Annotated in this window: 12 protein-coding genes; 9 read left to right on the top strand and 3 right to left on the bottom strand. The window is 67.3% G+C overall.

What is annotated here, in order from left to right; all coding sequences use genetic code 11:
• Positions 1-304 precede the first annotated feature (304 nt).
• From VF106_RS40760 to VF106_RS40750, 3 genes are all read left to right on the top strand, one after another.
• Positions 305-1,441 (top strand): helix-turn-helix transcriptional regulator, encoded by a 1,137-nt coding sequence (locus VF106_RS40760; RefSeq protein WP_330845362.1) that lies wholly within the window; start codon positions 305-307, stop codon positions 1,439-1,441.
• 83 nt (positions 1,442-1,524) lie between these two features.
• Positions 1,525-1,962 (top strand): type II 3-dehydroquinate dehydratase, encoded by a 438-nt coding sequence (locus VF106_RS40755; RefSeq protein WP_330845361.1) that lies wholly within the window; start codon positions 1,525-1,527, stop codon positions 1,960-1,962.
• A 258-nt stretch (positions 1,963-2,220) separates the two neighbouring features.
• Positions 2,221-3,588: a helix-turn-helix domain-containing protein gene (locus VF106_RS40750; RefSeq protein WP_330845360.1), complete on the top strand. Its 1,368-nt coding sequence runs from the start codon at positions 2,221-2,223 to the stop codon at positions 3,586-3,588.
• Between the two features lie 66 nt (positions 3,589-3,654).
• Here VF106_RS40750 and VF106_RS40745 read toward each other — a convergent pair whose 3' ends face one another.
• Positions 3,655-4,230 carry a YceI family protein gene (locus tag VF106_RS40745; RefSeq protein WP_330845359.1) on the bottom strand — a complete coding sequence of 192 codons (576 nt, stop codon included), beginning with the start codon at positions 4,228-4,230 and terminating at the stop codon, positions 3,655-3,657.
• 217 nt (positions 4,231-4,447) lie between these two features.
• On the opposite strand from VF106_RS40745, the gene VF106_RS40740 reads away from it, so the two are divergent.
• Genes VF106_RS40740 through VF106_RS40730 form a run of 3 tightly spaced genes read left to right on the top strand, consistent with a single transcriptional unit; the run spans position 4,448 to position 7,015 of the window.
• On the top strand, positions 4,448-5,209 hold the full coding sequence (locus VF106_RS40740; RefSeq protein ID WP_330845358.1) for an NAD-dependent epimerase/dehydratase family protein: 762 nt from the start codon (positions 4,448-4,450) through the stop codon (positions 5,207-5,209).
• Between the two features lie 32 nt (positions 5,210-5,241).
• Positions 5,242-6,231: an aldo/keto reductase gene (locus VF106_RS40735; protein ID WP_330845357.1), complete on the top strand. Its 990-nt coding sequence runs from the start codon at positions 5,242-5,244 to the stop codon at positions 6,229-6,231.
• A 16-nt stretch (positions 6,232-6,247) separates the two neighbouring features.
• Complete coding sequence (locus tag VF106_RS40730) at positions 6,248-7,015, top strand: class I SAM-dependent methyltransferase (RefSeq protein WP_330845356.1); 768 nt, start codon at positions 6,248-6,250, stop codon at positions 7,013-7,015.
• Positions 7,016-7,056: 41 nt separating this feature from the next.
• Here VF106_RS40730 and surE read toward each other — a convergent pair whose 3' ends face one another.
• Both surE and VF106_RS40720 read right to left on the bottom strand, forming a co-directional pair.
• Positions 7,057-8,031 (bottom strand): 5'/3'-nucleotidase SurE, encoded by a 975-nt coding sequence (gene surE / locus VF106_RS40725; RefSeq protein ID WP_330845355.1) that lies wholly within the window; start codon positions 8,029-8,031, stop codon positions 7,057-7,059.
• A 26-nt stretch (positions 8,032-8,057) separates the two neighbouring features.
• On the bottom strand, positions 8,058-9,209 hold the full coding sequence (locus VF106_RS40720) for a glycosyltransferase (RefSeq protein WP_330845354.1): 1,152 nt from the start codon (positions 9,207-9,209) through the stop codon (positions 8,058-8,060).
• 308 nt (positions 9,210-9,517) lie between these two features.
• On the opposite strand from VF106_RS40720, the gene VF106_RS40715 reads away from it, so the two are divergent.
• From VF106_RS40715 to VF106_RS40705, 3 genes are all read left to right on the top strand, one after another.
• Positions 9,518-10,207 carry a thiamine pyrophosphate-binding protein gene (locus VF106_RS40715; protein ID WP_414639173.1) on the top strand — a complete coding sequence of 230 codons (690 nt, stop codon included), beginning with the start codon at positions 9,518-9,520 and terminating at the stop codon, positions 10,205-10,207.
• A 73-nt stretch (positions 10,208-10,280) separates the two neighbouring features.
• Positions 10,281-11,210, top strand: coding sequence for a transketolase family protein (locus VF106_RS40710; protein WP_330845353.1), 930 nt, complete (start codon positions 10,281-10,283; stop codon positions 11,208-11,210).
• Positions 11,207-12,469 (top strand): cytochrome P450, encoded by a 1,263-nt coding sequence (locus VF106_RS40705; RefSeq protein ID WP_330845352.1) that lies wholly within the window; start codon positions 11,207-11,209, stop codon positions 12,467-12,469. The genes VF106_RS40710 and VF106_RS40705 overlap by 4 nt, the downstream gene beginning before the upstream one ends.
• Positions 12,470-12,539 lie beyond the last annotated feature (70 nt).

The raw sequence follows: 12,539 nt of genomic DNA, 5'->3' as shown, positions 1-12,539 counted from the left end.
GGGAAGCCTCTACTGCGAACGGGTTCCCTACGCCCCCACTGGACGAAGAGCCGCGCCCGGTAGTAGTGTCGGTAACGGGTTAGCTACAGGTCGTAATCGACTGTCAGGCCGACTACATGGGGATCGGTGGGGTCGTCTTTTGTCTGCTTGTGTGGGTAAACGAAACCGCAACACGCCGCCATTTCGATTTCCTCATCATCCTTTCGCGGGCTGCGTGGATGACCTCTTATCGGGTTTATGTGAGACTGCTGGCCTATTTAGACGGTCCGCTCTGTCCTGGTACGACGGGCGTCTCGACGCCGGATTGCGGTATGCCGCGGCCGCGGCCGACGTCAAATGCCAGGAGAAGCACGAGCTTTGTGCGCTGGCTCCCTTTTGGCACGTCGCGCTGCTGACCAAGGCGAGGGAGCTCGACTCGGCCTGGCAGGCGCTCAACTCCCTCGAGGCGCACGGGGGCCGGCCGACGTCGCCGCGCATGGCCGCGACACAGCACCTCATCCGGGGCGAGGTGCTGTTCGCCATGGGGCAGGTCGACGACGGCCTCGCCGACGTGAACACGGGGCTGTGTATCGCGGAACGGTGCGGGGACCGGTCATCGCGTCCGGCCGGCTACGTCGTGATGGCGCTCGGCGCGCTCCGCCGGGCGGACATGCGAACCTGCCTGCACTTCGTGGACAAACTGACCGGGGAGGCCCTGCTCGGCTACTTCGGGCAGGCTGCGGGCGCGTGGATGACCGCTCAGGTGGCTGAGGTTCGTACCGGGGTGGACAGCGTCGCGGACCTGATCGCCGGCATGATCACCAACCCTCTCGTGCTTCGTCAGCTGCTGGTGTCGCAGCCGGCGGCGGCGTCCTGGCTGGTCCGTGCCGCCGGTAAGTTGGGCGCGGACGACCTCGCGAACGTCGTGGTGTCAGCGGTCTGTGTCGCGTCCGCAGAACAGCCGCGGTTCGACGTCATCCGGGCGTCGGCGGCGCATGCCGCCGGACTGCTGGAAAGGGACGCCAGCAAGTTGTGCGAGGCGGCGAGTCATCATCCTGACGGGTGGTGCGCGGCGTCAGCCTGGGAGGACCTGGCCGACCTGCTGGCCACGCGACAGCGCGAACGGGAGCACACGGTTCGCGCTCTCGAGTCGGCCCTCGGCACCTACACCGCCGTCGGTGCCACCCGCGATGCTTCCCGCGTCGTGAACAAGCTGCGGGACTTCGGGGTGCGGCGCGGCGCGACCCGTGTCGTGGAGCGTGCTGGCGAACTGCCGCACGGGCTCACCGACACGGAGTTCGCGGTCGCGGAGCTCGTGAGCCAGGGGTACACCAACAACGAGGTCGGCAGGCAGCTGTTTATCTCCCGGCACACCGTGGCATTCCACCTCAAGAAGGTCTACCAGAAGATGAGTGTCGGATCGCGGGTCGAGCTGGCGGCCAGCTGGGAGGCAATGCGATAGACGGCCATCCCGCCCGCGGTGCTGTCAGAACGAGGGACGCCACGCCGATCACCGGTCCCAGCCTGCGAAAGGAGGTCCGCGCTGTGGGTGTCGTGCTGCTGCTGAACGGCCCGAACCTGGGCGCCCTGGGTTATCGCGAGCCGGAGGTCTATGGCACCGACACACTCGCCGACATCGAGAAGGCGGTCGCCGAGGAGGTGAGCGTCCGTGGGTGGGACGTCGTCTCGGTACAGCGTGACGGGGAGGGCGAACTGGTCGGTGCGATCCACGAGCACCGCGACACGACCGTCGGCGCCATCGTCAATCCCGGCGCGTTGATGATCGCCGGCTGGAGTCTGCGCGACGCGTTGGCGAGCTATACACCGCCGTGGGTCGAGGTGCACCTGTCCAACGTCTGGGCGCGCGAACAGTTCCGGCACGAGTCGGTGATCGCCCCGCTGGCGAGCGGTGTGGTGGTCGGCCTCGGCGCATACGGCTATCGCCTGGCGGCCAAGGCGCTGTTGCATCTGGCCGCGGATTGACTGATCGGTGACGCGAATACATTTCATGCCATTCACGGCATGGGGTGAACACGGACGTCTCGAGCACGAAACTGGCGAATCGGATATAACGCCACCGCGTGACCATTTTGGGGACTTTCTCACCATCTGAAGCATGATCGCGAACGATTTCGCCGGTGACGCTGGACGGGGAGCTCCCTGCGAAGGTAGTGTTGGTAACTGACCGGCTACTGACAGTAATTCGTTAATAGGCAACGACATCGGGACAATGGGAATCTTGTGTCTTCTTTGGTGAAGCCGGACCTTTCCGGCGTGGCGCTGCTCTGTGACCTGAACCGCCACAACTCGCAGATAAGATTTCCTCAACATCCATTCGCGGGGTGCGTGGACGATCTGTTACCCGGCTCATGTGCGACCGCCGACCTACTCCGACGCTCCGCTTTGTTGTGGCACGACGGGCGACTCGACGAGGGATTGCGGTATGCCGCGACCGCGACCGACGTCAAATGTGAAGAGAATCACGATCTCTGCGCGTTGGCCCCTTTGTGGCACGTGGGTTTGCTGACCAAAGCCAGAAAACTCGAGGACGGCTGGCGCGTGCTCAACTCCCTCGGGGCACGCAAGGGTGATCCGGAGGCGCAGCGCACGACCGCGACATCGCACATCATCCGGGGTGAGCTGCTGTTCGCCACTGGCCGTGTCGACGATGCTCTCACCGAGGTGAAAGCGGGGCTGCGGATCGCCGAGCGTTGTGGCGCCCGGCCGTTGCGGCCCGCCGGCTATGTCGTGATGGCGCACAGCGCGCTTCGCCGAGCGGACATGAGAGCCTGTGCGCATCTGGTGGACAAGCTGACCGGGGAAGCCCTGCTGGGCTATTTCGGGCAGGCCGCGGGCGCGTGGGTGACCGCTCAGGTGGCGGAGGCTCGTAACGGCGTGGACAGCGCGGCGGGTCTCATTGCCGGCATCGTCACCAACCCCTTCGTCCTTCGCCAGCTGCTGGTCTCAGAGCCTGCGGCGGCCTCCTGGCTGGTTCGTGCCGCCGGCATGTTGGGCGCGCATGATCTCGCGAAAGAAGCGGTAGCCGCGGCCGAGGTCGCGGCCACCGAAAATCCGGGGCTCAGTGTCATTCGGGGTGCGGCGTCACATGCCGCCGGACTGCTGGAGAGCGACCCGGTCAAACTGTGCGAGGCAGCGAATCTCTATCCCGACCAGTGGTGCGGGGCGTCCGCGAAAGAAGACATGGCCACTCTGCTCGCCGAACGACGAACCGAGCGGGACAACACGATTCGCATCCTCGAATCGGCGCTGGGTGCTTACACCGCGGTCGGTGCCACCCGCGATGCTTCCCGTGTCGTGAACAAGCTTCGGGAATTCGGCGTGCGCCGCGGTGCGATCCGGGCCGCCGAACGTGAAGGCGATTTACCGCACGGGCTCACCAACACCGAGTTCGCGGTCGCGGAGCTCGTGAGCCAGGGGCACACCAACAACGAGGTCGGCAGGCAGCTGTTCATTTCCCGGCACACCGTGGCATGCCATCTCAAAAAGGTCTACCAGAAGATGAGCGTCGCATCGCGTGTCGAGTTGGCGGCCAGCTGGAAATCGATGCGACCGATGCTCGAAGGGAACTGGGTGACGAAACCGACGTGAGTCGGCCACGGTCGCCGGTGGCGAGAGTGGCCCAGCCGCTCCGGCCGCCGGCGCTCCGGTTTGCTGTCAGGTGTCCAGTACGGCTTCGACATCGAGGGTGATGGTGACCCGGTCGTCGACGATGACCTTGGTGCCTTCGACGGCGAGCCCGAAGCTCAGGCCGAAGTCGGACCGCAGGACCGTGGTCCGGCCCTCGAACCCCATCCGTGTCTGACCCGTCAGTCCGTTCGGGTCGATGCCGAGGAACGCGAGGTCGATGTCGACCGGCCGGGTTATGTCGCGAATGGTCAGGTCGCCGGTGAGCACCCAGTTCTCGCCGGCGTAGCGAAGCGAGGAGCTGGAGAACCGCATCGTCGGGGTGTTCTCGACGTCGAAGAAGGCGGCCGAGCGCAACTGGTCGTCGCGCATCTCCACCCCGGTCTCCACCGAGGCCAGCTCGATCGTGGCGGTGACGGTGGAGTCGGCGGGGTCCTCCTCGGTCACGACCCGTGCGTCGAATGCGGTGAACCGGCCGTGCACCTTGCCCATCAGGCGTCGAATGGTGAACCCGACGAACGAGTGATCGGGGTCGATGGTCCATGTCCCGGCGATCCACCCGGGAAGCACCTCGCGCAGGTCTGCGTGGGTGACGGATTCGCTCATACTCGCCTCCTGTCGCGACATCGTGCGCCAACACCGTTCGCCGGGACCATCACCTACGTTGATAGTCCTGGCCTGCCGGCACATGGTCCTGGCCGCTACCCACGTTGGTGATGTCCTCGCCGAGTGGCCTGGGCAAGACTGGGCTTTGGTTTCCGACAGGCCGCCGGGAGGACTCTGTGAAGGTGCTGGTGTCGCCGGCGTTGACGAAGGACCCCTGATGGAGGTCATCGGAAGCGGCTTCCTCGCTGGCAACCTCGCACCCCTCGCGGCCTCCCATCCCGGGGTCGTGGTCGCCGCCTTCGGGGTGTCGGTCGCCTCCGAGATCCCCGAGGCGGACTTCGCACGGGAAGCCACGCGCCTCTACGAGCTGATCTCCCGCTGCGAGCGGCGGCAGGAGAAACTCGTGTTCTTCTCCACCGCGGCGGCGGCCATGTACGCGGTGCCAGGGGAAGCGGGCACCGAGGACGGGCCGGTCTTTCCCACGACCGCGTACGGCAGGCACAACCTGGCGCTGGAAGCGGTCCTCGCCGTCTCCCGCATCGACTACCTCGTCCTCCGGCTGACCCACGTCGTCGGTCCCGCGCAGCACCCGCGGATGTTGGTGCCCAGCATGGTGCGACAGATCCAGTCGGGCGCGGTCCGGCTCTTCCGTGGCGCGTGGCGGGATCTCATCGACGTCGCCGACGTGGTCACGGTCGTGGACCGGCTGCTCACCGCGGGCGTCGGCCACACCGTCGTCAACGTCGCCTCCGGAACGGCGGTGCCCGTCGAACGGCTCGTGGACCACATCGAGACCGAGCTCGGGATCCGGGCGGACCGCGAATACGTCGCCGAGGTCGCGACCCAGCCGGTGTCCGTCGCCAAACTGCGTCGCTTCGTGCCGGAGATCGCCAGGATCGGCCGCGAAGACTACTACCGGCGAGTGCTCAGCAAATACCTCTGGGAGTACGCCGGCGGCAAGACGCCCGCGATCGGCTGAGCACCCGCCCTCATGCCACAGGGACGACCTTCATGACGTTTTACACGCAGTTGGGACGAACCGGCCTCAAGGTCAGCCGTCTCGCCCTGGGTACCGTGAACTTCGGCGGCCGGGTCGACGAGCCGGAGGCCAACAAGCTCATGGATCACGCGCTGGAGCGCGGTATCAACGTCGTCGACACCGCGAACATGTACGGTTGGCGTGTCTACAAAGGACATACGGAAGAGGTCATCGGGCGGTGGCTGGCGGCGAGCGCGTCGCGACGGGACGAAGTCGTACTGGCCACCAAGGTCGGCAACGAGATGGGCCCGGGACCCAACGACGAGGGCCTGTCCGCCAGGCACATCATCGCCGCGTGCGAGGCGTCGCTACGGCGACTGGGCACCGACTGGATCGATCTCTACCAGATGCATCGGGTCGACCACACCAGCAGTTGGGACGAAGTGTGGCAGGCCATGGAACAGCTTGTTGGCCAGGGGAAGGTCCGGTACGTCGGCTCGTCCAACTTCGCGGGCTGGAACCTCGCCGCCGCACAGGAATCCGCCCGGCACAGACACCTCCTCGGTGTGGTGTCCGAACAGTGCGGGTACAACCTCGTGACCCGGTTCCCGGAACTGGAGGTGTTGCCCGCCGCACAGGCCTACGGCATCGCGGTGCTCGTCTGGTCCCCACTGCACGGCGGGCTGCTCGGCGGCGTCATCCGCAAACTGGCCGAAGGGACCGCGGTGAAGTCCGCACAGGGCCGCGCGGCCGCCACCTTGGACGACTGGCGCGACACCATCGCGGAATACGAGCGGTATTGCCACGAAATCGGCCGAGATCCCGCCCAGGTCGGGCTCTCGTGGGTGCTGTCCCGCCCGGGAGTGACCGGTGTGGTCATCGGGCCGCGAACGGAAGAGCACGTCGACGGCGCGATCCAGGCACTGGAAACGCCCGTGTCCGAGGCGGAGATCGCCAGGCTCGACGCCCTGTTCCCCCCTGTCGGCAGGGGAGGGTCAGCGCCGCACGCCTGGATCGCCTGACGCTGAAGGGAAAAGCATGACCGAACACAAGAACCCGCGAATCCTGCCGCACGAGTCACCGCAGGAAAAAGAGGTCCGGGAACGGCTCACGAAGCTACTGACCGAGACGCCGATCCCGCCCGTGTACCTGATCGACAACCTGCCGGTGTACCTGCGGCGCCATCAGCTCGCCGACCTGCTGACCATGGACGCGCTCTACCGGGAGCTTCTCGAGCTCCCCGGCGTGATCATGGAGTTCGGCGTCCTACATGGACGCCATCTCGCGATTCTCGCCGCACTGCGCGGCATTCACGAGCCGTACAACTCCTTCCGCCGGATCATCGGGTTCGACACCTTCACCGGGTTCCCCGACCTCTCCGACATCGACCAGGTGAGCCCGAGCGCGGCGGTCGGCCGGTTCGCCGTCCCGCACGACGAGGTGGACCACCTACGCGAAGTGCTCGCCGCGCACGAAGCGGGCGATCCCGTCTCGCACGTCCAACGGACCTTCGTCGTCCAGGGAGACGTCCGGGAGACGGTTCCTCGATATCTGGCGGAGAATCCCGAGACCGTCATCGGGATGGCCTTCTTCGACCTCGATCTCTACGAACCGACCCGCGACGTGTTCGAAGCGATCCGCCCCCACCTGGCCAAGGGCAGCATCATCGCCTTCGACGAGCTCGGACACCCCCGGTGGCCCGGCGTCACCACCGCACTCCGCGAGGTGCTCGGCCTCGAGAACATGAGGTTGTACCAGCTCCCGCACCGGGAACAGCCGGTGATCTACGCGAAGTGGGGCGAGTGACTCGGGACCGGAGGGCGCGCGCGGCGCGCCCTCCGGTCCCGTCAGCGCAGAGGGCCGGTGTAGGTACGGTTGACGTCCACCGCCGACACACTCACGTACCCGTCGAGCAGGGCCTTGGTGTCACTGTCCTCTTCGAACTCCGGCGGGGGCTGTACCGGATTGAACGACACCTGGTAGGCCCCGTCGCCCGTCGGCGTGTAGGTCACCTCGCCCTGCGCCATCCGTCCCACTGACGTCCAGCGCACCGGCGCCGGCTCGGAGCCGGGCTGGGCGTCCGGCTGGTTGACGTTCACCAGGACCATGTCTCGCACGAAGGTCCACAGGCGGGGCGACGCGAGTAGGCGGATGACGACGTCGGCGGCGGCCGCATAGGTTTCGGTCGTGGGTGGTGGCGTGACGCGTGTGCCGGCGCTGACCGCGACGGCGGCCACTCCCCGCTCGACCGCGGCGGTGGCCGCGCCGATCGTGCCGGACCCGTTGATCGCGAAGTCCGTGTTCGGCCCCGCGTTGATCCCGGAGACGACCAGGTCTGGTCCCTCGTTCCACCCGAGACGTTGCGGCAGCACGCCGGTCAGCGCGATGATGACCGCGTCCGCCGGGGTGACCGACTGGCTGTCGGGACCACACGGCACGCTTCCCTGGCATACGCCCAGCACCAACCCGCGCGCGGGCGCGCTCGCGCAGTCGGCGGAGAACTCGGCGGGCACGGCGACCGGCGCGGAGGCGGACACGACGCCGGCCCCCGACGTGGCCCGGCTTCGTCCGCTCTGTTGTGTCCATGGTCCGACGATCGCCACGTCGGCGCCAGCACGACACAACGCCCGCCGAAGCACGTAAAGGCCCCGGCCGTCCGATCCGTTGGGGTTCGCCGCCTGGACGCCGTCGTCGTTGGCCAACAGGATCTTCTTGCCCACCAGCGAAACCGGCTCCTCCTGCCGCTGGCTGGCCTGAGCCGGCACAGCCAAGGACAGGGCCACCATCGCCGCGACCGCGACCCGCAAAGCGTTGAACCGCATCGCCACCTCCTGTGTCCGTTCCGGTGTCATGCGGACGTTTCGTGGACGAGCCACTCGATGCGCCTGGCCACCTCGGATGGCAGGGGCAGCGCGGCGATCTCCTTGGCGAGCCCGGCCGCGGCCGCGGCGTAGCTCGGGTTGGAGATCATCTCTTGGCAGGTCTCAGCGATGATCTCGGTCGTGGCCTGCTCGTGGGAGAGTGTCAGTGCGGCGCCGGCCTCGACGAGGCGGCGTGCCATGTCGCCCTGGCGGAACTGCCCGGCGTCGGGGAGCAGGATCTGAGGCACCCCGAAGCTCAACGCCGTCATCATGGTGCTGCCACCACTCTGGTGCACCAGGACATCGCAGGTGGGTGCGAGGACGTCGAGCGGGGCCCAGCCCACCGGGACGTTCTCGTCCAGGCGTTCCCGCAGGACGGGGACGGCGGCCTGGGGGACCGCCACCGCCACCTCGACGTCGAGGGTGGCGATGTTCTTGACGATGCCCTCGACGAAGTCGTACTGGTTGTAGTCCGCCACTCCCGTCCCGATGGTGACGCCGATCCGGGTGTCCGCACCCTTGGTGTACATCCACGGTTCCAGGCGACACTGCGAGTTGCCCGCGATCCACCGCATCGCCTGCGCGGGCTTGGTCTCCGGTGTGCGCAGGCTCGGCGGCATGACCTCGATCATCATGTCGGGTTCGGGAAGGCCGTCCAGCCCCAGCTCCGCCAACGCCTCCCGCAACTGGAACGCCGCCCCCGCGTCGAACAGTTTCGGGTTGTGGATGTCCCAGGCCTGCCGCACGTACGGGACCCCGAGACGGGCCGCCAGCAGCGGCGCGCCATAGGCCAGCATGCCCCCGACGACGACATCCGGGCGCCAGTCCTTGGCGAACGCCAGGAGGGCGTCGAGCGGCTTGGTCTCGATGAGCGCGAACCACCGACCCGCCATGTACTCACGTTCGACGGCGTCCTCCGGCACCCGTGCCAGCCCGGCCTCGGCGAAGATCTGCTCTCGGGTCAGTCCCGGCTCCATGACCGGTAGGGCGGGGAGCCCGGCCGCCGCGATGCTCGGGATCACGTCGTCGGCGGCGGCGGTCACCATCACCTGGTGCCCGGCGTCGCGCAGGGCCGTTGCGAGCGAGACATGAGCGAAGAACGTCGAGGGGGTGATCCCGGAAAGAATGATGACCTTCAACAAGTCCTCCTGGCGGCAGTCCGTGCGGATGGTGGCTCGCTACGACCTCGTCGTCCACCTCGTCGGTGTCGCCGCCTCGCGCGCCCTGGCGTGCGCGGGCGCGTTACGGCACCGCTTTCGAACGATAGGGAAGGGGCGACCGGCCGAGCATCCCTCAACCTGATAGGGCTTGGCCGGTGCCGGGGCCTGCCACCGCTACCCACGTTGGTGATGTCCTGGACGAGCGGTCTGGGCAAGACTGGACTTCTCCTGACGGTCCGCAAGCCGGCCTGATCACCACAACCCGGGAAGCGTTGCAGGTGGAACCAGTGCAGACGACAGAACAGACGTTACAAGGCTTCATCGACAGGATGGTCGGGGGCAACGCGCACATGTTGTCGCTGACGTCGACGCAGGACGCGATCTGGGTGCTCTACGACCGCGTGCTCAACGTGTCGCCGGCGAACATCGACGATCCCGACCGGGACCGGTTCTATCTCTCCAAGGGCCACGCGCCGATGCCCTACTACGCGGTGCTCGCCGCGAAGGGCTTCATCGACCCGGACGAGTTGAACACCTGGGCCAAGCTCGGCTCGCCGCTCGGTCTGCACCCGGACCGGGTGCTGGTGCCCGGGGTCGAGATCAGCAGTGGCTCCCTCGGGCAAGGGCTCCCGCTCGGCGTGGGGACCGTGCTCGGGCTGCGTGCCGACGGCCGCAGCGCCCGGGTCGTCGTGATGTTGGGCGACGGTGAGTTCGACGAGGGCAGCAACCACGAGGCGATCGCGATCGCCGGGCGGCTCGGGCTCGACCAGCTCACCGCGATCGTGATCGACAACTCCTCGGCGAGCCTCGGCTGGCCGGGTGGCATCGCCAGGCGCTTCGAGTCGGAGAACTGGCTCACGACCACTGTGGACGGTCGCGACCACGACGAGCTGTACCGGGCGCTGACCCAGGCACGCGACGGGCGGCCACAGGCCGTGGTCGCGGAGATCCACGACAGCGCGGGGGGAATGGCATGACACTTCCTGTGTCAACAGGACGTGCCTTCCCCAACGTGACCAACACATCTGAATCCGGGGAGGCGGACCAGTCGTGACCACTCAGGTGACCCGAAAGCTGATGCGTCTCGTCTTCGTCGAGACCGTGGTCGAGTCCTTGTCCACCAACTCCAAGCTGGCCCTGGTGACCGCGGACATCTCGTCACCGTTCTTCAACGAGGCGCGGGCCCGGTATCCGGAGCGGGTGGTCAACGTCGGGATCCGTGAACAGGCGATGATCGGGATCGCGGGCGGCCTGTCGCTGGCCGGGTACCGGCCGGTGGTGCACACCTACGCGCCGTTCCTGGTCGAGCGGCCGTTCGAGCAGATCAAGATCAGCCTCGGACACCAGGACGTCGGCGCCGTGCTGGTCGGCATCGGCAGTTCCTACGACGACATACCGAGGGGCCGGACCCACCAGGCGCCCGGCGACGTGGCGCTGCTCGACACGGTGCCCGGCTGGACCGTGCACGTGCCGGGCCACGAGGACGAGGTCGAGCCGCTGCTGCGGAAGGCGATCGCCGGTGACGGCCGGGTCTACCTGCGACTGTCCGACAAGGTCCACAGCGAGGCGATTCCGCTCTCGGACGGGTTCACCGTGCTGCGCCAGGGTGGCGCCGGTGTGGTGGTCGCGGTCGGTCCGGTGCTGGCGGCCGTCCTCGCCGCGACGTCCACTATGGACGTGACAGTGCTGTACGCGTCCACGGTCCGGCCGTTCGACCACGCGGGTCTGCGCTCGGCGGTGGTGGCATCGGCGCCGAACGTGGTGATGGTCGAGCCCTATCTGCGTGGGACCTCCGCGCACGAGGTGGCCGAGGCGCTCGGCGACGTGCCGCACCGGCTGCGATCACTCGGTGTCCGGCGGGACCAGGAGGTGCGCGCCTATGGAAGTGCCGCGGACCACGACCGGCTGCACGGGCTGGACGCCGCGAGCCTGGCCGAGTCGATCACCGGCTTCCTTGAGGACGGGGAGGCTTCGCGGTGACCCAGAAGACCGAGAATCCGCCAGCCGGCGAATCACTCCGCGCACCGCTTCCCCTCGAGTTCTTCTACCGCGAAGACCCGTTCACGCTGCCGTCGGCCCTGGCGAACCAGAACGAGCGAACCCCGATCACCAAGGCGGCGCTGCCCACCGGTGACCCGTTCTGGTTGGTGTCCGGGTTCGAAGAGGCTCGTGCGGTGCTGTCGGACCCGCGGTTCTCCGCCGACCGGTTCACCTACCACCCCAGGTTCAAACAGCTGTCCGAGGAAACCAAGGCGAAGATGCGGGACGACAAGGCGCGCGCCGGGTCGTTCATCAACATGGATCCGCCGGAGCACTCCCGCTACCGCAAGTTGCTCACCGGGCAGTTCACGGTCCGCCGGATCCGCATACTCGGCGAACGGATCGAGGAGATCGTCACCGCGCAGCTGGATGCCATGCTGGCCAAGGGAAACACCGCCGATCTGATGGCGGACTTCGCGTTCCCGGTGCCCTCGCTGGTGATCTGCGAGATGCTCGGGGTGCGCTACGAGGACCGGGCGGAGTTCCAGGAACGCGCGGCGGCACTGATGCAGATGGACGTGCCGATCACGGTGGCGCAGGAGAACTACGAAGCCCTGCGCGCGTTCATACAGCGGCTGGTGACGGACAAGCGCGAGAACCCGGTCGACGACATCATCTCCGGCCTGATCCACCACGCAGGGGCCGATCCGGCGCTCACCGACGACGAGTTGATCAATATGATCAACCTGGTGCTCATCGCCGGCTTCGAAACCACGGCGAGAATGTTGGGGCTGGGCATTTTCGTGTTGCTGCAGCGCCCCGAGCAACTCGCCATGCTGCGCGACGACCCGTCCCGCGTCGGCGACGCGGTCGAGGAGCTGCTGCGCTTCCTGTCGGTCAGCAACACCGGAGTCTTCCGGTTCCCCAAGGAGGACCTGGAACTCGGCGGCGAGCACATCCCGGCCGGCTCGACCGTGGTGATCTCGCTGCTGGCCGTCAACTGGGACAGTGAGCACTGGAAGGAGCCGGACAAGCTGGACCTGAACCGGGTGCGGACCTCACACATGGCGTTCGGCCACGGCGTGCACCAGTGCCTCGGCCAGCAACTGGCCCGGATGGAGCTGGCGGTCGGCTACGTCGAACTGTTGCGACGCCTGCCCAATCTTCGCCTCACGGTGCCGCCAGAGGAGGTCCCCCTGCGCCCCGACATGCTCGCCTATGGCGTGCAGGAACTGCCGATCACCTGGGACGCACCATAAAGGCGTACGCCGACCAGGACCGAACCGACCCGCAGCGCCCCATGGGCACTGCGGGTCGGTCGTTGTGTTA

Origin of the sequence: Actinophytocola sp. (assembly GCF_036378875.1) — a bacterium.
Lineage (GTDB): Bacteria > Actinomycetota > Actinomycetes > Mycobacteriales > Pseudonocardiaceae > Actinophytocola.
The sequence above is the reverse complement of the archived record's forward strand: the minus strand, read 5'-3'. Positions and strand labels throughout refer to the sequence as shown.